Raw genomic sequence first — 21,075 nt, 5'->3', positions numbered from 1 at the left:
TCGAGGCACAGTTCGCGTGAGCGCCGGCACGCCCACCCTGCTATCGGCCGCGCGCGCGCTGGTGGTGCGCGACCTGCGCCTGCTCTGGCGCCGCCGCGGCGATGCCCTCCAGCCGGCGCTGTTCGCGATCCTGGTGGTGGTGCTGTTCGCGCTGGCGATGGGCGCCGAACGCGACCTGCTGGCGCGCGCGGCGCCGGGCGTGTTGTGGGTGGCGGTCCTGCTGTCGGGGCTGCTGGCGCTGGACACGCTCTTCCGCGGCGACGCCGAGGACGGGTCGCTGGAACAGTGGCGGCTGGCGCCGGTGCCGCTGGCCTGGCTGGTGCTGGTGCGCACGCTGATGCACTGGCTGACCACGGCGGTGCCCTTGCTGCTGGCCGTGCCGTTGCTGGCCGAGCTGCTGTACCTGCCGCGGTCGCTGTGGCTGGTGCTGCTCGGTGCGCTGGCGCTGGGCACGCCGCTGCTGAGCCTGATCGGCGCGGTGGTGTCGGCGCTGACCGTCGGCATGCGACGCGCGGGCGTGCTGCTGGCGCTGCTGGCGCTGCCGCTGTACGTGCCGGTGCTGGTGTTCGGCGCCGGCAGCGTGGCGGCCGCGGCGCAGGGCCACGACCCCGCGGGCGGCCTGCTGCTGCTCGGCGCGGGCCTGCTGATGGCGCTGGTGCTGGCGCCGGTGGCGGCCGCGACGGCGATCCGGATCGCGGCGCAGTAGGAGGCGCGGCGACGGCGAACCCGGATGTGCTGCGCTTATCCGGGCTACGGGCCGGCAACGGACCGGCCCGGGATGGGGCGAGGCGTAGCTCGGATAAGCGAAGCGCATCCGGGGGCCCGCGAACGTCTCCGCACGCGCGCTCGCATCCGCGCTCCCAACCTCGCACTCGTCCCCCTCGCCCCTCGGTCGCCCTTCGAGCGTCCTGCCCCCCCCTCATCCCTCACCCTCACCTTCGCCACCGCACCCGCCTCCGTCCCGCAACCGCACCCGTCCCCGCACCCGCCCTTGTCTTCGCGTCTGCCCGCCCTCGCACCCGCTCAAGCGCACGCTCCGACCCCACCCCGACCCCACGGGTCCGCCTGCGCACTCGTCCTGGACATTCGGCGCGACGATGTCAGGTCGCGGGTCGCCCCTGCTCCGCGACTCGCCAAGGTCCGCGTCACGCCATCTTTCGTGCCTCGCACTGTGCCCCGTGGCGCGCCCTGGGGCATCCTGTCCACCCCGCGAGGCTTGGCCGCACCGGTCGAGTCTGAAAAAATAGACACTTAGCCATGCATGGATGCCGGCGGCCTGACCCGGCCTCCGGCCGCCTCCCGCGGTCCCGCCCCTGCGAGCAGCCAGCCCGATGTCCAACATGAACCCGGTGGTGCGCTGGTTCCACCAGCTCGGGTCGCCCCCGTATTTCGACCGCTTCGCGGCCCGCTGGGCGCCGTGGGCGTTCGCGGCCGGGCTGCTGGCGATGGGCGTGGGGCTGTACGGCGCGCTGTTCGTGGTGCCGGCGGACTACCAGCAGGGCGACAGCTTCCGGATCCTCTACATCCACGTGCCCAGCGCCTGGATGAGCATGGCGATGTTCGCGCTGATGGCGCTGTACGGCGCGATCGCGCTGGTGTGGCGGATCAAGCTGTGCGAGATCCTGGCGATGGCCTGCGCGCCGATCGGCGCCGCGTTCACCGTCATCACCCTGGCGACGGGAAGCATCTGGGGCAAGCCGATGTGGGGCACGTGGTGGGACTGGGACCCGCGCCTGACCTCGCAGCTGGTGCTGCTGTTCCTGTACTTCGGCGTGATCGGCCTGTACGCGGCGATCGAGGACAGGCGCGCCGCCGCGCGCGCCGCCTCGCTGCTGGCGATCGTGGGCGTGGTGATGCTGCCGATCATCCGGTACTCGGTGGTGTGGTGGAACTCGCTGCACCAGGGCCAGACCATCCGCGTGTTCGGCGAATCCTCGATGGACGCCAGCATGCTGCCGCCGCTGCTGTGGATGGTGGTGGGGACCAAGCTGTGGGCGATCGGCTCGCTGCTGGCGCGCGCGCGCGCCGACAACCTGCAGCGCGAGGCCGGCAAGGACTGGGTGCGCCGCCTGGCCGGAGCGTCGGCATGAGCTACGCCAGCTACGTGATCGCCGCCTACGCCGTGTTCGCCACCGTGCTGCTGTGGGACTTCGTGGCCCCGCGCATCCGCATCGCGCAGATCATGCGCGCGGTGCGGATGCTGGCCAGGCGCGAGGCCGCGCGCGGGACCGCCGCCACCGCCGCCCCGGAGCTGAAGCGATGAACCCGACGCGCCGCCGCCGCCTGTGGTTCGTGCTCGCCCTGCTCGCCGCGGCCGGCCTGGCCGCGACCCTGGTGGCGTTCGCGCTGCAGCGGAACATCGCCTACCTGTACACGCCCAACGAGATCCTGTCCGGCAGCGCGGGCACGGGCGTGTCCTCCGGAGAGGCGCGCTTCCGCCTCGGCGGCATGGTCGAGACCGGCTCGTTCCGCCGCGAGGAGGGCTCGCTGGTCTCGCATTTCCGCGTCACCGACGGCGACGCGCAGCTGGACGTCACCTACGACAAGATCCTGCCGGACCTGTTCCGCGAGGGCCAGGCGGTGGTCGCCACCGGCCGCATGCAGGGCGACCGCTTCGTCGCCGAGGACGTGCTGGCCAAGCACGACGAGACCTACGTGCCCAAGGAAGTCGCCGACAAGATGGGCTTGGCGCACAGCAAGCACGACGTCGACGTGGCGCCCGGCGCAGGGGCGCAGGAGTGAGGAGTCCCGTCGTCCCCGCGCAGGCGGGGACCCAGTGGTCTGTGCGACCCCGCGCGTATCGTCCCCCTCACATCTTGCGCGGCCGTCCGGACGCGCTGGCAACGGCGTGGAACACGGATCTCCGCGCAGGCCACACGCGTCCGCATGTCATCGTCGGCAACGAGGCGCCCCGCCACGCGCACGGAGCCGCGCATGCTGCCTGAACTCGGCCAGCTCGCGCTGCTGCTCGCCCTGCTCGCGGCCCTGCTGCAGGCGGCGCTGCCGCTGGCGGGCGCGGCCGGCAACAAGCCGGCGTGGATGGCGGTGGCGCGGCCCGCAGCCTATGCGCAGCTGGCGCTGCTGGCGTTCGCCTACGCCGCGCTCACGGCTGCGTTCGTACAGCAGGATTTCTCGGTCAAGTACGTGGCCGACAACTCCAACTCGCTGCTGCCGATGGTCTACCGCTTCACCGCGGTGTGGGGCGCGCACGAGGGCTCGCTGCTGCTGTGGGTGCTGATGCTGGGCATCTGGAACGCGGCCGTCGCGCTGTGGTCGCGGCACCTGCCCGACGTGGTGATGGCCCGCGTGCTCGGCGTGATCGGGCTGGTCGCCATCGGCTTCCTGTCGTTCATGATTTTCACCTCCAACCCGTTCGCCCGGCTGCTGCCGGTGGCGGTCGAAGGGCACGACCTCAACCCGCTGCTGCAGGACCCGGGGATGATCATCCATCCCCCGATGCTCTACATCGGCTACATCGGCTTCGTGGTGCCGTTCGCGTTCGCGATCGCGGCACTGCTCGAAGGCCAGGTGGATGCGCGCTGGCTGCGCTGGACGCGGCCGTGGACCAACGTGGCCTGGGGCTTCCTGACCATCGGCATCGCGCTGGGCTCGTGGTGGGCGTACTACGAACTGGGCTGGGGCGGCTGGTGGTTCTGGGATCCGGTGGAGAACGCCAGCTTCATGCCGTGGCTGGCGGGCGCTGCGCTGATCCACTCGCAGGCAGTGACCGAGAAGCGCGGGAGCTTCGGCGGCTGGACCCTGCTGCTGGCGATCGCGACGTTCTCGCTGTCGCTGCTGGGCGCGTTCCTGGTGCGTTCGGGCGTGCTGACCAGCGTCCATTCGTTCGCGGCCGATCCTTCGCGCGGGCTGTTCATCCTCGCCTTCCTGGCGGCGGTGATCGGCGGCGCGCTGGCGCTGTACGTGCTGCGCGCGCCCCGGCTGCCGCAGGGGCGTCCGTTCGCGCCGGCCTCGCGCGAGACCCTGCTGCTGCTCAACAACCTGCTGCTGGCCGCTGCCTGCGCGATGGTGCTGCTGGGCACGCTGTATCCGCTGCTGGCCGACGCGCTGGACCTGGGCAAGGTCTCCGTCGGCCCGCCCTACTTCGGCACCCTGTTCGTGCTGCTGATGGCGCCGCTGGTGCTGCTGGTGCCGTTCGGTCCGCTCACGCGCTGGCAGCAGGAGCAGCCGTCGAAGCCGATCGCACTGCTGCTGCCGTGGCTGGGCCTGGCGGCGGTGCTGGGCGCGATCGCGTACTTCCTCGCGCCGCAGGGACCGCTGAAGACGGCGGCCGGCGTCGCGGCGGCGGCGTGGGTGGCGCTGGGGACGCTGCGCTTCGTGTGGAGCCGGCTGCGCGCCAGCGGCCGCGCCTTCACCCCGGAGATGGCGGGCATGACGCTGGCGCACGGCGGCATCGCCGTGTTCCTGGTCGGCGCGCTGCTGGTGGAGGCGCAGCTGGTGCAGCGCGAAGTGGCGATGATGCCTGGCCAGACCAGCGAGATCGGCCGCTACGCGTTCCGTTTCGACGGCGTCGAACGCGCGCAGGGCCCGAACTACGTCGCCGACCGCGGCCTGGTGCAGGTGTTCCGCAACGACGCGCCGCTTGCGCTGCTGCATCCGGAAAAGCGCGCCTATGCCAGCGGCGGCCAGGTGATGACCGATGCCGGCATCCACGCCGGCGTGTTCGCGGACGTGTTCGTCGCGCTGGGCGAACCGCTGGGCAACGGCGCGTGGGCGGTGCGGCTGCAGGTCAAGCCGTTCGTGCGCTGGGTCTGGGCCGGCGCGTTCCTGATGGCGCTGGGCGGGTTCGTGACCGCGGCGGACCGGCGGTTCCGGCGCGTGTCGGGCGCCGGACGCACGCGTGAGGGCGATGCGGCCGATGGCATCGCGCGCAGCGATGCGCCCGCCACCGACGGAGGCACGGCCTGATGGCGAACGCACGCCACCTCACCGCCGCAACCATCGCGGTGGTGTTCCTCGGCCTGATCGGACTGCTGCTGTACGGCGTGCTGGTCTCCGACCGCGCCGACCGCGAGGCCCTGCCCTCGCCGCTGATCGGCAAGCCGGCGCCGGAGTTCTCGCTGCCGGTACTGCACGAACCCGGCCGCCTGGTGAGCTCGCAGGAACTGCTGGGCCAGCCCTACCTGCTCAACGTCTGGGGCAGCTGGTGCCCGGGCTGCCGGGTCGAGCACCCCGTGATCACCCGCTTCGCCGAAACCCGGCGCCTGCGCGTGATCGGCTACAACTGGAAGGACGAACACGCCGACGCCATGCGCTGGCTGGAACAGTTCGGCAACCCGTACTGGCTGGTGCTGGTGGACTACGACGGCCGCAAGGCGATCGACTGGGGCATCTACGGCGCGCCGGAAACCTTCCTGGTCGACGCGCAGGGCATCGTGCGCTGGAAGCACGTGGGCCCGATCGATGATGCGACGCTGGCCTCGAGCCTGCTGCCCGCGCTGGACGCGATCGGGGTGCCGCGGTGAGTGCACGTCGCGCTCCGGGGGCGGGATCGTTGCTGGACGCAGTGAGTGCGACGCGCGCCGCGTGGACTGGCTGGCTGCTGGCCGTACTGGTGGCCCTGTTGCTGCTCGCGCCCGCCAATCCCGCGCACGCCCAGGTCGTGCGCGACGCCACCCCGCTCGAATTCCGCGACGACGCCGAGGCGCGCCGCTTCCACGATCTGGTGGCCGAACTGCGCTGCGTGATGTGCCAGAACCAGTCGCTGGCCGATTCCAATGCGCAGATCGCGCACGACCTGCGGCGCGAGGTGTTCGACCTGATGCGCTCGGGCCGCAGCGATGCGGAGATCCGCGCCTTCCTGGTCGAACGCTACGGCGAGTTCGTGCTCTACCGCCCGCGCTTCGGCGGCCACACCTGGGCGCTGTGGCTGGCGCCGGGCCTGCTGCTACTGGTCGGCGGCGTGGTGGTGGCGCGCATCGTGCGCGCACGCAGCCGCCAGCCGCTGCCGGTGGAGGAGGACCAGGAATGGTGACCGGCGCGCTGGTGGTGTACGCGGTGCTGGTACTGGCCGCACTGGCGGTGGCCGCCGCGATCGCGCTGCCGCTGCGCAAGGCCTCGCCGCGCGTGTTCGCCGCGATCGTGGTGGTGGTGCCGGTGCTGGCGTTCGCGCTCTACCGCATCGTCGGCACGCCGGCCGCGCTGGACGGCTCGGCCGCGCCCGCCACAGCGGCGTCGGGCGAGGCGCCGTCGATGGAAGAGGCGATCGCCGAACTGCAGGCTGCACTCGCGCGCGATCCGGCGCAGCCCGAGGGCTGGCGCCTGCTGGCCCGCGCCCAGGCCTCGCTCGGCAACCGCGAGGCGGCGCGCGATGCCTACATGAGCGCGCTCGAACACATTCCCGACGACCCCGAACTGCTGCTCGAAGCCGCGCAGGCCCGCGCCCAGGCCGCGCCCGGCAACCGCTTCGACGACGAGGCGCTGGCGATGCTGCGCCAGGCGCTCGCGATCGAACCCGACAACCAGCGCGCCGCGTGGTTCGTCGGCGTGGTCCAGCGCCAGCGCGGCGAGGACGCGGCGGCCGTCGCCACCTGGGAGGCGCTGCTGCCGAAGGTCGACGCCAGCACCGCGACTGCGCTGCGCACCCAGATCGACCAGGCGCGCGAGGCAGCGGGCATGCCGCCTTTGCCGGCGGATGCGAACGCCTCGCCGGTGGAAGCGGCCACCGCCGAGGCGCCGGTTGCGGATGCACGCGTGGCGCCCGGCAGCCTGCGCGTCCGCGTGACCCTCGCGGACGGCCTGGCCGAACGCGCCCGCCTGTCGCCCGATGCGGTCGTGTTCGTCATCGCCCGCGCCGCCGGTGGCCCGCCGATGCCGGTCGCCGTCGAACGCCACGCCGTGCGCGACCTGCCGCTGGACATCGTGCTCGACGATAGCGACAGCCCGATGCCCACCGCAAAGCTCTCCTCGCTGGAGGAAGTGGAAGTGCTCGCCCGCATCTCCGCCACCGGCAGCGCCAACCGCAGCGTCGGCGACCTCGAATCAGCCCCCGTCCGCGTGCGCCTCCCCGCCATCACCCCCGTCGCCCTCGACATCGCCCCGTAGCCCCGTAGCCCGGATAAGCGAAGCGCATCCGGGGCGCGCCGCCGCACACCTGCACCGAAGCGCCGCGGGGAGACGCACCCCGCATCCCGCGCTCGCGATGTCCACGTCCGCCACCTCACCCCGCCACCTGTCGGCGACGGCGGGTTCGTCAACGCGTGCGGGGGCGTGGAGATTCCGGTGGTTTTCCCCGGATGCGCTTCGCTTATCCGGGCTACGGTGATGGGTGACCGCTCCAACCGACCGCCCCGTCGCCCGCATCCGCACCCCCTTACAATCCCCGCATGACCGAGTTCATCCCGCCCGGCGCGCGCTGGGTCGACCTGCCCTCCCCGTTCCCGATGAAGCGCGGCGGCACGCTGCACAACGCGCGCGTGGCCTTTGAGACCTGGGGCACGCTCGACGCCGCCGCCGGCAACGCCCTGCTGATCCTCACCGGCCTGTCGCCCGACGCGCACGTGGCCAGCCGCGACGACGACCCCACACCCGGCTGGTGGGAAGCGATGGTCGGCCCCGGCAAGCCGATCGATACCGAGCGCTGGTTCGTGGTGTGCGTGAACCCGATCGGCAGCTGCAAGGGCTCGACCGGGCCGGCATCGGTCGATCCGGCCACCGGCGATCTGTACCGCCTGGCCTTCCCCGACGTCTCGATCGAGGACATCGCCGACGGCGCCGCGCACGTGGTGCGCAGCCTCGGCATCGAACGCCTGGCCTGCGTGGTCGGCAACTCGATGGGCGGCATGACCGCGCTCGCGCTGCTGCACCGCCACCCGGGCATCAGCCGCACCCACATCAACATCAGCGGCAGCGCCCGCGCCCTGCCGTTCTCGATCGCGGTGCGCTCGCTGCAGCGCGAGGCGATCCGGCTGGACCCGAACTGGAACGAGGGCCGCTACGACGAGGCCACCTATCCCGAATCGGGCATGCGCATCGCGCGCAAGCTGGGCGTGATCACCTACCGCTCGGCGCTGGAATGGGACGGCCGATTCGGCCGCGTGCGGCTGGAATCCGACCGCCCCGACGAGGAACCCTTCGGCCTCGAGTTCCAGGTGGAGAGCTATCTCGAGGGCCACGCCCGCCGCTTCGTGCGCCGCTACGACCCCAACAGCTACCTCTACCTCAGCCGCTCGATGGACTGGTTCGACCTGGCCGAATACGCCGGCGGCGACGTCCTGGCCGCGCTGGCCCGGGTGCGGGTGGAGCGCGCGCTCGCGATCGGCGCCCGCACCGACATCCTGTTCCCGGTGGAGCAGCAGGAGGAAATCGCCGAAGGCTTGTCCCGCGGCGGCGCCGAGGCCCGCTTCGTGGGCCTGGACTCGCCGCAAGGCCACGACGCCTTCCTGGTGGACATGGACCGGTTCGGGCCGGCGGTGCGCAGCTTCCTCGACGGGCTCTGACGCGCGAATCGCGGAACGGCAGGCCCACCCGGCGACCGGCCGCTATCCCGCCCGCAGAGGTCGTCGGCTGCCCCTGGCGCGACTCCCGCGGCCCGCACACGCGGGGCCCATGCCCATGCTCCCTCGGCACGCATCCCGTGCCCCGTAGCCCGGATAAGCGAAGCGCATCCGGGGCATCGGCGACGGCCCGCAGGCGCTCATCCGGCTTCCCCGCGGGCCGCTTTAACGCTTCGACAGCCCTGCCGCCCGCACCATCCCCACCCACGTCAGTCGGCCGAAGCCCGCCCCACCCCCCCCCCGTCCAACAGTTTCATCCGTGACGGTCTAGAATCCCCGCATGACCCCAGCCGCCCCGCCCGGCCTGCCCTTCGAGGGCCAGCAGCGTTTCCTGGACGCCATCGACGCGGCCGTGGCCGCCGGCGACGAGCACGCGGTGACCGCGCAGCTGCGCAGCACCCTGTGCGCCCTGATCCGCGACCCCGCCATCCGCCTGCCCGACTGCGTGCACGCGCCCATCGCCGACCACTACGCCCGCCGCGAGCTCTACCGCAGCCCCGCGCACGGCTACAGCGTGGTCGCCATGACCTGGGGCCCGGGCCAGGGCACGCCGGTGCACGACCATTGCGGCCTGTGGTGCGTGGAAGGCGTGTGGCACGGCGCACTGGAGATCACCCAGTTCGAACTGCTGCAATCCGACGGCGACCGCGCCCGCTTCCGCGCCGCCGGCGGCATGCAGGCCGGCCCCGGTAGCGCCGGCAGCCTGATCCCGCCGCACGAGTACCACAGCATCGTCAACGCCAGCGACACCGCGGTGGCGGTGTCGGTGCACATCTACCAGGCGCCGATCGAACACTGCTGCAAGTTCGAACCCCTGGGCGACGACTGGTACCAACGCATCGACGCCCGCCTGCCGGTGGACGCCAGCGCCTGAGCGCGCCGATGCGGAGCGCGCGCGTGCGGCGTGTGCCCGTGGCCGATGGCACGGGGCCATCGCAACGGCGCATGCGACGATAGCCACGCCCCTTCCGGACGGACCGCCCCATGCTGCGCGATTTCATCCTCGCCTCCGCCCACCACCTGCTGCTGTTCGGCCTGATCGCGATGCTGGCCGTGCAGTCCGCCCTGCTCTCGCGCCCCCTCGACACCGGCGCCATCCGCCGCCTGGTCGGCATCGACCGTGGCTACGGCGCCACCGCCGGCCTGCTGCTGCTCGTCGGGCTGATGCGCATCGGCATGGGCGTCAAGGGCAGCGACTTCTACCTGCACAACCCCTGGTTCCACGGCAAGTTCGGTGCCTTCGTGCTGGCTGCGCTGCTGTCGATCTACCCGACGCTGGCCCTCCTGCGCTGGCGCAAGGCTGCCGGCACCCAACCGGATTGGCGCCCGAACGCCGCCGAGGTGTCGCGCGTGCGCACGGTGATCAAGGTCGAGTTCGCCCTGATCGCGCTGATCTTCGTGCTCGCCGCCGGCATGGCCCGCCACGGAGGACTGGGCCTGTAGACACCCGGGCCGGGCCGGGCCGTCCGCTATACTGCGCGCCCGCGCCGGAGTGGCGGAATCGGTAGACGCAGCGGACTCAAAATCCGCCGCCCTTAAAAGCGTGTGGGTTCGAGTCCCACCTCCGGCACCAGTGATCCTGAAGGCCTCGTCGTTCCGGCGGGGCTTTTTCTTATGCCGATGCCGACTGAACCGCACGGCCGCGGATATGCCGGCGAACCGTCCACTTCGCTACCGGCGACGGCAGCGCCGTCGAGCACTTGCGACCGTCAGCTAGTCCGTTGGTTGCCGGGCAATACGCCGGCGCGGGTGCCGGCGTATACGGATATCCGGACGGCACGAGGCCCCATTTCGCGGCCCCGCGTGGCACCGATTCAAGGCGAGCTGCTGATTGCAAAGGCGCGCGTGATTGACGAAGCGCTCCACCGCAAGCAAAGTCGGCGCTACGCCCCACTATGGGGTCTATTAGTAGTTGTGCCCAAGGAGGGTTCCCCATCAAGATCACAGGCCTAGCGGTTTCCTTCGCAGTACTACTTCTCGTTAGTAGCGCGCTTGGTTTCCTTGGGAAGCCCACTGAGATGGGGCTGGCGATCATTGCGGGGGCCCTCGGTCTAGCCTTCTCCAACATTGACAAACTTTCAAGGTTCAAGGGCGCAGGCTTTGAGGCCGAGATGAAGATGGTCGAGGCGATCATCGAGAACCAAACGGAACCAAGCTCCGAGCAGAGGGAACAAGCTCGAAGGGCCGATGCGATCACCGACATTGAAAGTCGAGTTCTGAAGTCTTTGCAGAAGCCAGGCTACACCTGGCGCTATGCGAAGACAGTGGCTGGGGAAGTCTCGAGCCCCCTGCGCGAAATCGAATCAACGCTGTCCTCTCTCATGTCTCGCGGGCTGGCTAAGAGAGCGGCCGGTTCAAATGGTGAGATATGGGCCGCAACAGCAGTTGGTAAGAGCGTGCAAGAGCAGCACGAGCTTAAAGCCAGGTGATCGCTAGGCATAACAGTTCGTTCAAGCCGACGCCGCTTCGCGGCGCGGCTTAACTCAAGTGTTAGCCACCATGAACCTCTATCGCGCCGTGATCTCCATAGCCCTTATCTTGCTTGCCGGTCCGGCGTGGGGCTGCAGCCGCGAATACTTCACCCCGCCGGAGAAGTTCGACGCGCACCAGGTTGTTGTACTTGCCTACCCGATCGGAATACTCAACAAGCCCGCACATGCGGTCACACCAGGTTTCACGGGGCCCTTCGAGCAGGCCATTCAATGGCAGGTTCTTGTCAGCTGGAAAGGCACATTTCGGGTTGGAGACATCCTGCGGACGCAAAGTTCTTACAATGCTGGCGGCCCGTGTGGTAGTGGGGCGCTCTACGCTAGAGAGGTCAAGCTCTTGTACCTGGACGGCGTTGAGCCCTTCCAGACTATGATTGTCGAGCACCCCATTTCGAGCATGTCAGACATGAAGTACCTCAGCCAGCATTCGCGTGGCGGCTAACCATTAGTCAGGCCGACGCCACTTCGTGGCATGGCTTGACTCAAGCGTTAGGCCTCTCAGAGCACATGGCTACGTACCATTTGGAATCCGAGCTAATCGTTGCCCTAGATCACCATGATGACTTGGTGGCGCAGTGCGCTGCCGGATGCCTGTCCTTCTGGGACTTCTGCGCGGCGTACGACAACTTCTATTGGGCGTACGCTTTGGACGGCCATGAGTCAGACTCGGCTGGTCAAGCGGTCCTGCACGAGCTCGCGGCGCGCATCGCTCCACACCAAGAGCTGGCCGAGTCCGTCTTGGCTCATGTCTGCTCAGACACCGACGCCGCAAAGGGTAACTATGGTAGGGCCGGTCGTTTTGGACCAGAGGACGCTATGGTTCGGCTCAAGCTTGTCGCCGCTGGCCTTTTGCGTGGAGAGGCCTAACAATTCATCAAGACGCACCCGCTTCGCGTTTCGGCTTAATTCAGTTGTTGGGCCGCAGCACCATGCCAGTCGCCAACCGGAATCCAAACTATGCGGATCCAGTATCTCGAGATAGTGACCAATGACGTAGACGCTGTGTGTGCCGCGTATGCCGCCGCGAGCGGCGTTGAGTTTTGCGGTCCTGACGCCGGTCTCGGCAACGCACGTACCGCCGCGTTGGCGAGTGGCGGACTTGTGGGTGTACGCGCGCCATTGCGTGAGACAGAGGAGCCGGTAGTCCGGCCATATTGGCTAGTAGAAGACATTGAAGCAGCCGTTGCCGCTGTAGTTGAGGCAGGTGGACAGATTGCCGTTCCGCCCACGGAGATCCCCGGCCACGGAAGCTTCGCCATTTACCTCCGAGGGGGCAATGATCATGGCCTATGGCAGCTCTAGTCCCACATAGGTCAGGACAGAAGGGGACGGAGGAGATTAATCTTGAATTGGCGCGCTCCGTCACCGGCATGTCGCGCTGTCAGCGAAGGTGGCAGATGGTGGTCACTGAGGGTGAAGCGCCTTCACATCGCGGCTCGAGTCGAGTCTCATGACCATGCACGCAGTCTTGTCCATCGAAGGTTCCCTGGAGCATGACGGGGATGAACTCGTCAGGTTCCACGTGGGAATGACGAACGAGAATTTTGCTGCCAGAACTTCTACCTGGGGCAACGTCGACGGTCATCTCCAACTCGCTTCTGCGCTAGAGGGCTTTCCGGCGTCGTCCGCCTCGACGCTCTCCTACACTCTTGGCACTCCCGGCACCGGCAGCTGCGAGCTCGAATTCTTCTGCCTGGATGCGCTCGGTCACGTCGGCGTATGGGCGACCTTCGAGTCAACCTATCCGGTTGCCCGCTCCTCCCGACATGAGGCATCCAGCCTTTTCATGCGTTGTGATCCTGCATCGATCGACGAGTTCGTTGCCGGCCTTCGCAGATTCGTTTCAGGATCGACCAATCGGGCGGAGCTGTCCGGGTTCGGGCCTTGATGTTCGACTCAATCCGATCTCTCTCTTTTCGTCGCTTCCGTGCGTTTCAACGCTGACGCAGGCAGTACAGATATGAACTTGCTTGCCTCACCCCACGCACCAACGCCACCACGGGGCATGCTGATGCTCTGTCTGGTGTACGCAGCGCTCGCCATCTTCGTGCTGGTCAAGGCGACTGAAGCCTATGGTCAGATCGAGACGGGCTGGCCGCACCATGGCGCTTTTCGGCACTGGGACGCCTTTTGGAACATCGTGATCCCTGCTGTTTCCATCTCACTGTTCGCAACGTCGGTGATGGCGGCCACGATGGGAAGCAGGGGACGCTTCTGGCTTTCCCTCTCTCTGTCGGCATTTGCCTTCATCCTCCTGGTCCAAGGGCCGCATTACAGTTTTCTCGACTATCGTCTTCAGTCCGGTGGCGCCCTTCCGTTGAATGTCGGCGTCCGGATCGTCTTCTTTCATCTCGCTTCCATGGGCGGCTGGCTTCTGGTTCCCGCTGCCGCTCTCGCGGCGCATCTCTGGTTCTTCTTCTACTCGCGTCCGGCGAGAACCTTCTATGGACGGAAGCGGTGATGCCGACGACATCGATCATGGATTGATGGGACGGAGAAAGCCTTGACCCACAACCTTCTCTTCGTCTGCGGCAAGAACCGCCTGCGCAGCCCGACCGCGGAGCAGGTGTTCGCGGACTGGCCGGGCGTCGAGACGGCGTCTGCCGGGACCGGGCATGACGCGGACTGCCCGGTCTCGGCCGAGCTGATCGCCTGGGCGGATACGATCCTGGTGATGGAGGCGGCGCACCGGTCGAAGATCGCGGCCAGGTTCCGGCCTCAGCTGCGCGGCAAGCGCATAGCCGTCCTCGGCATCCCGGACGAGTTCGAGTACATGGCGCCGGAGCTCATCCGGCTGCTGCAGCAGAAGGTCCGGCCGTACCTGCCGTCCGGCGCGGGTGCGGCCTAGCCTGCAACCCGACAGTCCGTTCACGCCGACCCACGCAGCGCCAGGCTTCGATCAACGGGGCGCAGTGATCAACCTGGATGATTCCCTCCGCGTCTCCCGCCTCTCCCGCGTCTCCCGCCTCCGGCGCTTGCCAGCGACTCCCATCGCCGCTACAAGGCGGCAGGACCTGGAGACCGGGGTGCGCGATGGCAGGGTTACGGATCAGCACTGAGCCGGCGGATCTCGACCTGCCGCTCATCCATCGCTTCCTGAGTGAACACACCTACTGGGCCAGGGGCATCCCCTTCGCGCTGGTGGAGCGGGCGGTCGCGAACTCGCTGTGTTTCGGCGGCTTCGTAGAGGCCGGCCAGGTCGCCTTCGCGCGCGTGGTGACCGACTACGCGACCTTCGCCAACCTCGTCGACGTCTTCGTGTTGCCGGAGTACCGCGGGCGCGGATACGCCACGGCCCTGATGGACGCCGTGTTCGCACATCCGAAGCTGCAGGGCCTGCGTCGCTTCACGTTGGCGACCGGAGACGCGCACGGCCTGTACGCCAGGTACGGGTTCACGTCTCCGGAATTTCCGGCCACGCTGATGGAGCGGTACGTTCCGGACCTCTACTCGAGGGATCGCGTCGAGGTGGTACCGTCGAACCCGCAAGAGGAGAGACCATGACCCAGGACCTGCCATCAGCGGACGAATACGCAGCCGAAACCGCCCGCTATCCGTCGCTGGCCGTCGTGGACCTGCAGGCGCTCCAGCGCGAAGTCACCGGCGGCTACCGCAACCAGGTGGTGCTGGACGTCAATGGCGAGTGCATGCGGCAGTCGGTGTTCGAGGGCGAGTACCGCTGGCACCGCCACCCCGCCACAGATGAGCTGTTCCTCGTGGTCGCAGGCGAGCTGCATATCGAGTTCGAGTCGGCGCCCGAGGTGGTACTGCGCGAATGGCAGTGCCTGGTGGTGCCGGCAGGCACGGTGCACCGGACGCGGGCCGTCGGCCGCACGGTCAACCTCACGTTCGAGCGGCAGGGCGCCGGGACGGAGTTCGTGGATGCGCCGCATGGACGGTGATGCCGCAAGATGTGTGCAGGTGGCTGTTCGCACCCAAGGCTTCAATGCTGGCCATTCGGGCGCATGCTGCTCCATCCACCCGGCCCGTGACCCATGAGCACACAAGCGCCGACCCCATCGCTCCACGGCTCCTGTCATTGCGGGGCCGTGCGTCTCACGCTTCCGTCTGCGCCGACGGAGGCCACGAGTTGCAACTGCTCGCTCTGCCGCCGGTCGGGCGTCATCTGTGCGTATTACCCGTTGGGCTCGGTGTCCATCGAAGGGCATCCGGAGCACACGGACAGCTATGTCTGGGGCGACCGGACGCTGCGGAACGTGCGCTGCAGGCACTGCGGCATCGTGACGCACTGGGAACCGATGGATCCGGTGCCAGGCGCGCGCCACGGGGTGAACCTGCGGAACTTCGATCCCGGGCTGCTGGCGTCCGTGTCCGTGAGGCGCTTCGACGGGGCGGACACCTGGACGTTCCTCGACTGAGGCTGTTCTCGGGCGGTGCGTTCCGGATCAGTGGGACGGCCACATTTTCGTCCGGGGGCCGGCGCCAGGCGGGCGGGACTCGGCGGGCCATGCTTGTCGGCGTGAGGACGGCGAGGCTGGCGCGCCAGCGCCCACCCGGCGGCAGCATCTGGACCGGTCGAGGCTGGCGGTTGTAGTGTGTCCTTGCCGCGGCTCTTGGCCGGAAGCGTCCCAAGGCGCTCGGGAGCGCAGGCAGCAGCGGCCCGACCACATTCAGCCCGACGCCGCTTCGCGGCATGGTTTTATTCCGGTTCCATCCCTCACGGAGCGCCAGGTCATGCGTCCAACCATGTGTCTGGTCGCACTCTTCTTGGCCATCCCGGTCCTACAGGCTGCCGAGCAACCGATGGATGCTGCCGCGCTGAGGGTCCAGCTCATGGAGACGACCAGGGTGGTGGCACTCATGGGGATCGAGGGTTCATCGGTCGACTTCAAGGACGATGGAGACCCCGAGACACTGGAGATCGTCTTCCTCGACAGGAGATCGGACGGCCCGAGTCGGGTGTCCCCCGATGGCGAGGTCATCTTCCTCTACAAGCCCTCCGACAAAGTGCAATCCGCACTCATCGGCGAGGCCTTCGACCTGCGCGTGGCGCGAAGACTCGACGAACGGTAGAGATTCCTTTCCTCCTGGGTTCGGCAGAGGACCGAGCGCTCCTCGAATGGCCAGGCGTCTCAGCGACCACCCCTCGCCATGCCGGCAGTCGCGTCAGTCGATCTGGTGACGACGCTTACCTGGGGCCGACGCCTGGCGGACGCAGCATCCCGTCGATTCCCGGCGTACGCTCCCGCTCTCACCCCTGCCGGCAGGCGCTCTCTCTCCGGAGTCGACATGCGCGCGAACAAGACCCAGGAAACGGACGCGGATGTGTCCCGCTACCTGGCGGCGATCGAAGACCCGGGTCGCCGGGCCGACTGCCAGGCGCTGGCCGAGCTGATGTCGCGCGTGACCGGACGGCCCGCCCGCATGTGGGGCCCGGGCATCGTCGGCTTCGGCGTGCATCGTTACCGCTACGAGAGCGGACGGGAAGGCGAGATCTGCGCCGTCGGCTTCGCCTCGCGCAAGGGCGAGATCGTGCTCTACGGACTCGACATCGCGGACGAACCCGGCACGCTGGCCGGCAAGCTGGGCAAGTTCAAGACCGGGAAGAGCTGTCTGTACATCAAGCGGCTCGCCGACGTGGACCTGACCGTGCTCTCCGACATGGTGCAGGTCGTCGCCAGAAACCGCCTGGCAAACGACGCCTGATCGCGCAGCCGTCACCTGTCCAGCCAGACCCACCGACACCCACCTCCGTGAGGACGCCCTGTGATCTCGAAGGTACTGATGCTCGTGAGCACGGGAATCTCGCTGCTGCTGGGCGTCCTCCATCTCGTCTACACCTTCTCGTCCTCGCACCTGCTGCCGCGCGATCCGGCGCTGCGCGCGGCGATGGAGGCCGCACCGCTCGCCATCACGCGGGAGATGACGGTGCTGCGCGCGTGGATCGGCTTCAACGCCAGCCACGGCATCGCGCTGCTGCTGTTCGGGCTGGTGTTCGGTGTCCTGGCGGTGGCGCACACCCGGGTGCTGTTCGGCTCGAACGGGCTGCTGGCGATCGGGTTCGCCACCCTGCTCGGCTTCGCGGTGCTGGCAAGGCTTTACTGGTTCAGCGTACCGCTGGCGGCGGTGACGGTCGCGCTGCTGGCGTATATCGCCAGCGTGGTGGCCGCGCGGGTGTAGCGGTGCTGCGCTGAATGCCGCGCGGACACCGGTGGTCGCCCGCGGGCGCATCGCTGCTCGGCAGGCAGTGCGTACGCGTCAACGCCCCTGCACGCGCATCCGCCGCCGGATGCGGCTCAGCGACACGGGCGTGACCCGGATGTAGCTCGCGATCTCGTGCTGCCTGAGCTGTGCGGCGATCCCGGGCATTTCCTGCAGGAACCGGGCATAGCGGGCCTCGGGCGCGAGCATCAGCAGTTCCATCTCGCGCTGCTCCTTGCGCTGGCCGTACACGCGGTAGGCATTGCGCAGGGCGCGCATCCACGGCAGGGAGTCTTCGGCGATGCGCTCGAGTCCATCCGCCGGCAGCGACGCGACGACGCAGTCCGTGCCCGCATGGGCATCGAACGGCGCCGGCGCGCCATCGAGGCAGGCCAGGCAGGCGAACGGCACCTGCGCGGGAACGAATCCCTTCACCCATGAGGCGCCCTCCGGGGACTGGTAGCGCAGGGTCAGGAAGCCGCTGGAGAGCACGTGCACGCGGCGGTCGATGGCGCCGGCGGCGAACAGCTGCGCGCCGCGGGCGAGCGTGCGCACGGCGATGCGCGCGGGCAGCGACGCATCGCGCGGCAAGGTGTCGCCAGCGAGACGGTCGAAGGCGGTGAAGAAAGTCTCGCGGGCGGTCGCCTCGCCGTTATCCCGGGATAATGACGCGCCAGGATCGATCCGCGATGCTGGCGGCCCTGCCTGGAGCGAAGCCGATGCCGCGATTCCTGCTTCCACCGGTGCTGGTGCTCCTGCTGCTGGGCGTCATGTGGCTGCTCGACAGGATGCTGCCGGCCCCTGCGCTGGTCAAACCGCTGTCCACCTGGCTGGGCGTCGCGGGCGTGCTGGCGGGGTACGCGATCGCGCAGTGGCACGTGGCGCTGTTCAAGCGCCGCGGCGCCAATATTCCGACCTTCGGCGAACCCTCCGAGCTGTGCGAGGCGGGCTGGTTTTCGTGGACGCGCAATCCGATGTACCTCGGCCTGCTGGTGCTGCTGCTCGGCGCCGCGTGCTGGATGGGATCGCTGTCGGCCTTCGCCGGCCCGGCGGTGTTCTTCGCCGCCGCGCACTGGGGCTACGTGCCGTTCGAGGAAGCGCGCCTGCAGGCCCGCCACGGCGCGCGCTACGCGGACTACTGCCGCCGCGTGCCGCGCTGGATCGGGCGGCGGCGCGCCTGAGGATTCCGGCTCGCGGGTGCAGTGGGCGTGGCACGCCGCAGGCAAGCCGCAGGCGTACCTCAGGCCGCGCGACGCGCTGCAATCACCGCCCGATAACGTGACCGGCGCTACTGGAGTCATGGGCCCGCGGGCGTATCGTGTGCCCTCCCCCGCCTTCTGCAGGATCGCCCGGATGCGCCTGTCCCTGACCGCCATCGCCTGCAGCGCCCTGCTGCTCAGCGCCTGCGACGACGTGATCGTCGAGACTCCCGCCGTCGAATACACGCCCGAGGCCGCGCCGGTTGCCGCTGCGCCGCGGCTGGCGGTGTCGCCCGGGGCGACGCTTGCGCAGGCCGGCGATGCCGCTCCGGCGCCGGCCGCAGCGTCCCGCACGCCGTCGCGCGCGCCCGCAAGCGCCGCGGACCCGCAACGCGTCACCGGCGGACCCGGCCCGCGGCGCCGGGTGGTCGAACCCGATCCGCCCTTCGTCAGCACGCCGGTCGCCACGCTCGACGAACCCTGGGCGATGGCCTTCCTGGCCGACGGCCGGCTGCTGGTCACCCAGAAGAACGGCACGCTGCGGCTGGTGAACGTGGCCACCGGCCAGGTCGGCACGATTACCGGCGTGCCGGGCGTGGCCTATGGCGGCCAGGGCGGGCTGGGCGACGTGGTCCTGCATCCGCAGTTCGCCAGCAACCGGCGCATCTACCTGAGCTATGTCGAGCAGAGCGGCGCGATCTACGGCGCGGTGGTGGTGCGCGCGCAACTGGAGCTGGGCTCGGGCAACAGCGGTAACCTCACCGGGATCACCCGCATCTGGGAGCAGGCGCCCAAGGTCAGCGGCCAGGGGCATTTCAGCCACCGGCTGGCGTTCGACGCCGGAAACAAGCTCTGGATCACCTCCGGCGACCGGCAGAAGTTCGAGCCGGCGCAGGACATGGGCGGGAACCTCGGCAAGCTGATCCGCCTCAACGACGACGGCACCGCCCCCAGCGACAACCCGTTCTATTCCCAGGGCGGCATCGCCGCGCAGGTGTGGACGCTGGGCCACCGCAACCCGCTGGGCATCGCGTTCGATGCCGAAGGGCGGCTGTGGTCGCACGAGATGGGGCCCGAGGGCGGCGACGAACTCAACCTGATCCTGCGCGGGCGCAACTACGGCTGGCCGCTGGTCTCCAACGGCAGCCACTACGGCGGCGGCGACATTCCGGACCACGACACCCGCCCCGATCTCGAGGCACCGAAGGAATGGTGGACCCCGGTGATCGCGCCGGCCGGCATGATCATCTACTCGGGCAACCTGTTCCGCACCTTCAGGGGCGACGCCTTCATCGGCGGCCTGGCCTCGCAGGCGCTGGTGCGGGTGCGCTTCAACGGCACCAGCGCGGCCGAGTACCGCCGCTACGGCATGGGCCGCCGCATCCGAGACGTGGAGCAGGGCCCCGACGGCGCCATCTGGCTGCTGGAGGACGGCGGCAACGGCCGGTTGCTGAAACTGACGCCGCCGGGCTGACGCGAGAAACGCCGGCTGGCCGCCGGCATCGCGCCACCGCGTTGACTGCTGCAACGGCGCCCCCGCGCCACACCGGCAGGCCACGCATGAAGCGGATCGCGATCTACTGCGACGGCACCTGGAACAGCGCCGACCAGGCCTCCGACGGGGCGCCCTGCCCCACCAACGTCATCAAGCTGGCCCTGCGCACGGCGCAGCGCGCCGGCAGCGCGTCGCAGGTGACCTATTACGGCCAGGGCGTGGGTACGGGCGGCTCGCTCGACAAGCTCACCGGCGGCGCCTTCGGCAAGGGCCTGGACGACAACCTCTACGCCGCCTACCGCTTCCTGGTGCTGAACTACGAGCCGGGCGACGAGATCTTCCTGTTCGGCTTCAGCCGCGGCGCCTACACCGCGCGCAGCCTGGCCGGCATGGTGCGCAAGTGCGGGATCCTGCGGCTGCGGCACGCGATGCGCTACCGCGATGCGATCGCGCTGTACTGCGACGACGTGCATCCCGACGATCCCAAAGCGCTCGGCTTCCGCACCGAGTGTTCGGTGACGCGGGGGGAGGCGATCCCGATCCGCTTCGTCGGCGTGTGGGACACGGTGGGCGCGCTCGGCATCCCGGTGCGCGGGCTGCGCTCGCTCACCGCCGACAAGTACCGCTTCCACGACGTGGAGCTGAGCGGCATCGTGCAGCACGCCTGCCAGGCGCTGGCGATCGACGAGCGCCGCGCGCCGTTCGAGGCGGCGCGCTGGGCCTATCGGCCCAAGCCCGGGCAGACGGTGGAACAGGTGTGGTTCTGCGGCGTGCACAGCGACGTGGGCGGCGGCTATCCGATCGAGGAGTCGGGGCTGTCGAACATCGCCCTGCAGTGGATGCGCGACCAGGCTGCGGCCGCGGGGCTGGCGATCGATGCGGACGTCGATGCGGCCTATCCGCCCCGTCCCGATGCGATGGCGGCGCTGCACGAGTCGAAAAAGGGCTGGTACCGGCTCACGCCCGGGCACGAGCGGGTCATCGGCCTGGCCGCCGAACCGACCGAGCAGCCCGACGGCAGTTCGTCGCGGCGCGATCCGACGCAGTCGCTGCATCCCAGCGTGCTGGCGCGCTGGGACGGCGACCCGAAGTACCGGCCGCGCAACCTGCGCGACTGGTTCCGGCTGGTGGGGGATCCGCGCGGCGCTGGCTGACGCCCGCGGATCGGATGTCGAATCCGCACCTGCGCGAACGTCATACTCCGGACCCCCCGACTC

General features: G+C 69.2%; 27 protein-coding genes and 1 tRNA gene. 27 read left to right on the top strand and 1 reads right to left on the bottom strand.

Annotation, left to right across the window (positions count from 1 at the left end; all coding sequences use genetic code 11):
• The first annotated feature begins 16 nt into the window (after positions 1-16).
• From ccmB to QFW81_RS06135, 24 genes are all read left to right on the top strand, one after another.
• Positions 17-706 (top strand): heme exporter protein CcmB, encoded by a 690-nt coding sequence (ccmB, locus tag QFW81_RS06250; protein ID WP_280577800.1) that lies wholly within the window; start codon positions 17-19, stop codon positions 704-706.
• A gap of 634 nt (positions 707-1,340) precedes the next feature.
• Entirely contained in the window at positions 1,341-2,090 is a 750-nt protein-coding gene (gene ccmC, locus QFW81_RS06245; RefSeq protein WP_280578337.1) for a heme ABC transporter permease CcmC, read from the top strand.
• A complete protein-coding gene (ccmD, locus tag QFW81_RS06240; RefSeq protein ID WP_280577799.1) occupies positions 2,087-2,263 on the top strand; it encodes a heme exporter protein CcmD in 177 nt (58 codons plus the stop codon). Before ccmC ends, ccmD begins: the two co-directional genes overlap by 4 nt.
• Positions 2,260-2,742, top strand: coding sequence for a cytochrome c maturation protein CcmE (gene ccmE, locus QFW81_RS06235; RefSeq protein WP_280577798.1), 483 nt, complete (start codon positions 2,260-2,262; stop codon positions 2,740-2,742). The genes ccmD and ccmE overlap by 4 nt, the downstream gene beginning before the upstream one ends.
• A gap of 192 nt (positions 2,743-2,934) precedes the next feature.
• Positions 2,935-4,926 (top strand): heme lyase CcmF/NrfE family subunit, encoded by a 1,992-nt coding sequence (locus QFW81_RS06230; RefSeq protein WP_280577797.1) that lies wholly within the window; start codon positions 2,935-2,937, stop codon positions 4,924-4,926.
• Entirely contained in the window at positions 4,926-5,483 is a 558-nt protein-coding gene (locus QFW81_RS06225; RefSeq protein WP_280577796.1) for a DsbE family thiol:disulfide interchange protein, read from the top strand. Before QFW81_RS06230 ends, QFW81_RS06225 begins: the two co-directional genes overlap by 1 nt.
• A 41-nt stretch (positions 5,484-5,524) precedes the next feature.
• Complete coding sequence (locus tag QFW81_RS06220; protein ID WP_425603985.1) at positions 5,525-5,992, top strand: cytochrome c-type biogenesis protein; 468 nt, start codon at positions 5,525-5,527, stop codon at positions 5,990-5,992.
• On the top strand, positions 5,986-7,062 hold the full coding sequence (locus tag QFW81_RS06215; RefSeq protein ID WP_280577794.1) for a tetratricopeptide repeat protein: 1,077 nt from the start codon (positions 5,986-5,988) through the stop codon (positions 7,060-7,062). The genes QFW81_RS06220 and QFW81_RS06215 overlap by 7 nt, the downstream gene beginning before the upstream one ends.
• 281 nt (positions 7,063-7,343) lie before the next feature.
• On the top strand, positions 7,344-8,456 hold the full coding sequence (gene metX / locus QFW81_RS06210; protein ID WP_280577793.1) for a homoserine O-acetyltransferase MetX: 1,113 nt from the start codon (positions 7,344-7,346) through the stop codon (positions 8,454-8,456).
• 337 nt (positions 8,457-8,793) lie between these two features.
• Positions 8,794-9,387 (top strand): cysteine dioxygenase family protein, encoded by a 594-nt coding sequence (locus QFW81_RS06205; protein WP_280577792.1) that lies wholly within the window; start codon positions 8,794-8,796, stop codon positions 9,385-9,387.
• Positions 9,388-9,497: 110 nt separating this feature from the next.
• Positions 9,498-9,956, top strand: coding sequence for a DUF2214 family protein (locus QFW81_RS06200; protein WP_280577791.1), 459 nt, complete (start codon positions 9,498-9,500; stop codon positions 9,954-9,956).
• 43 nt (positions 9,957-9,999) lie between these two features.
• A tRNA-Leu gene (locus QFW81_RS06195) sits at positions 10,000-10,086 on the top strand.
• Between the two features lie 445 nt (positions 10,087-10,531).
• A complete protein-coding gene (locus tag QFW81_RS06190; protein WP_280577790.1) occupies positions 10,532-10,942 on the top strand; it encodes a hypothetical protein in 411 nt (136 codons plus the stop codon).
• Positions 10,943-11,012: 70 nt separating this feature from the next.
• Positions 11,013-11,444, top strand: a complete 432-nt coding sequence (locus QFW81_RS06185; RefSeq protein ID WP_280577789.1) for a hypothetical protein — start codon at positions 11,013-11,015, stop codon at positions 11,442-11,444.
• A gap of 515 nt (positions 11,445-11,959) precedes the next feature.
• The gene (locus QFW81_RS06180) at positions 11,960-12,304 is read left to right on the top strand and encodes a VOC family protein (protein ID WP_280577788.1); all 345 of its coding nucleotides are present in this window, start codon (positions 11,960-11,962) and stop codon (positions 12,302-12,304) included.
• A gap of 148 nt (positions 12,305-12,452) precedes the next feature.
• Positions 12,453-12,890, top strand: coding sequence for a hypothetical protein (locus QFW81_RS06175; RefSeq protein ID WP_280577787.1), 438 nt, complete (start codon positions 12,453-12,455; stop codon positions 12,888-12,890).
• Between the two features lie 117 nt (positions 12,891-13,007).
• Positions 13,008-13,463, top strand: coding sequence for a hypothetical protein (locus QFW81_RS06170; protein WP_280577785.1), 456 nt, complete (start codon positions 13,008-13,010; stop codon positions 13,461-13,463).
• A gap of 42 nt (positions 13,464-13,505) precedes the next feature.
• Entirely contained in the window at positions 13,506-13,850 is a 345-nt protein-coding gene (locus QFW81_RS06165; protein WP_280577784.1) for a low molecular weight protein tyrosine phosphatase family protein, read from the top strand.
• A 185-nt stretch (positions 13,851-14,035) separates the two neighbouring features.
• Complete coding sequence (locus tag QFW81_RS06160) at positions 14,036-14,506, top strand: GNAT family N-acetyltransferase (RefSeq protein WP_280577783.1); 471 nt, start codon at positions 14,036-14,038, stop codon at positions 14,504-14,506.
• Positions 14,503-14,904, top strand: coding sequence for a cupin domain-containing protein (locus QFW81_RS06155; RefSeq protein WP_280577782.1), 402 nt, complete (start codon positions 14,503-14,505; stop codon positions 14,902-14,904). The genes QFW81_RS06160 and QFW81_RS06155 overlap by 4 nt, the downstream gene beginning before the upstream one ends.
• A 93-nt stretch (positions 14,905-14,997) precedes the next feature.
• Positions 14,998-15,381 (top strand): GFA family protein, encoded by a 384-nt coding sequence (locus QFW81_RS17765; RefSeq protein ID WP_486624486.1) that lies wholly within the window; start codon positions 14,998-15,000, stop codon positions 15,379-15,381.
• 415 nt (positions 15,382-15,796) lie between these two features.
• A complete protein-coding gene (locus QFW81_RS06145) occupies positions 15,797-16,036 on the top strand; it encodes a hypothetical protein (RefSeq protein ID WP_280577781.1) in 240 nt (79 codons plus the stop codon).
• A 216-nt stretch (positions 16,037-16,252) separates the two neighbouring features.
• Positions 16,253-16,669, top strand: a complete 417-nt coding sequence (locus QFW81_RS06140; protein WP_280577780.1) for a DUF1801 domain-containing protein — start codon at positions 16,253-16,255, stop codon at positions 16,667-16,669.
• Positions 16,670-16,747: 78 nt separating this feature from the next.
• Positions 16,748-17,143, top strand: coding sequence for an LIC_13387 family protein (locus tag QFW81_RS06135; protein ID WP_280577779.1), 396 nt, complete (start codon positions 16,748-16,750; stop codon positions 17,141-17,143).
• A gap of 78 nt (positions 17,144-17,221) precedes the next feature.
• Here QFW81_RS06135 and QFW81_RS06130 read toward each other — a convergent pair whose 3' ends face one another.
• A complete protein-coding gene (locus QFW81_RS06130; protein ID WP_280577778.1) occupies positions 17,222-17,755 on the bottom strand; it encodes a Crp/Fnr family transcriptional regulator in 534 nt (177 codons plus the stop codon).
• 128 nt (positions 17,756-17,883) lie between these two features.
• On the opposite strand from QFW81_RS06130, the gene QFW81_RS06125 reads away from it, so the two are divergent.
• The 3 genes from QFW81_RS06125 to QFW81_RS06115 all read left to right on the top strand — a co-directional run bounded on the left by QFW81_RS06125 (position 17,884) and on the right by QFW81_RS06115 (position 21,012).
• A complete protein-coding gene (locus tag QFW81_RS06125; protein ID WP_280577777.1) occupies positions 17,884-18,345 on the top strand; it encodes a methyltransferase family protein in 462 nt (153 codons plus the stop codon).
• A 172-nt stretch (positions 18,346-18,517) separates the two neighbouring features.
• Positions 18,518-19,837 carry a PQQ-dependent sugar dehydrogenase gene (locus QFW81_RS06120; RefSeq protein ID WP_280577776.1) on the top strand — a complete coding sequence of 440 codons (1,320 nt, stop codon included), beginning with the start codon at positions 18,518-18,520 and terminating at the stop codon, positions 19,835-19,837.
• 86 nt (positions 19,838-19,923) lie between these two features.
• Positions 19,924-21,012: a DUF2235 domain-containing protein gene (locus tag QFW81_RS06115; protein WP_280577775.1), complete on the top strand. Its 1,089-nt coding sequence runs from the start codon at positions 19,924-19,926 to the stop codon at positions 21,010-21,012.
• The last annotated feature ends 63 nt before the right edge of the window (positions 21,013-21,075 follow it).

Source organism: Luteimonas kalidii, from assembly GCF_029887935.1.
Classification (GTDB): domain Bacteria; phylum Pseudomonadota; class Gammaproteobacteria; order Xanthomonadales; family Xanthomonadaceae; genus Luteimonas; species Luteimonas kalidii.
Note: the sequence above shows the minus strand (reverse complement) of the source record. Positions and strands in the feature narration are given on the sequence as shown.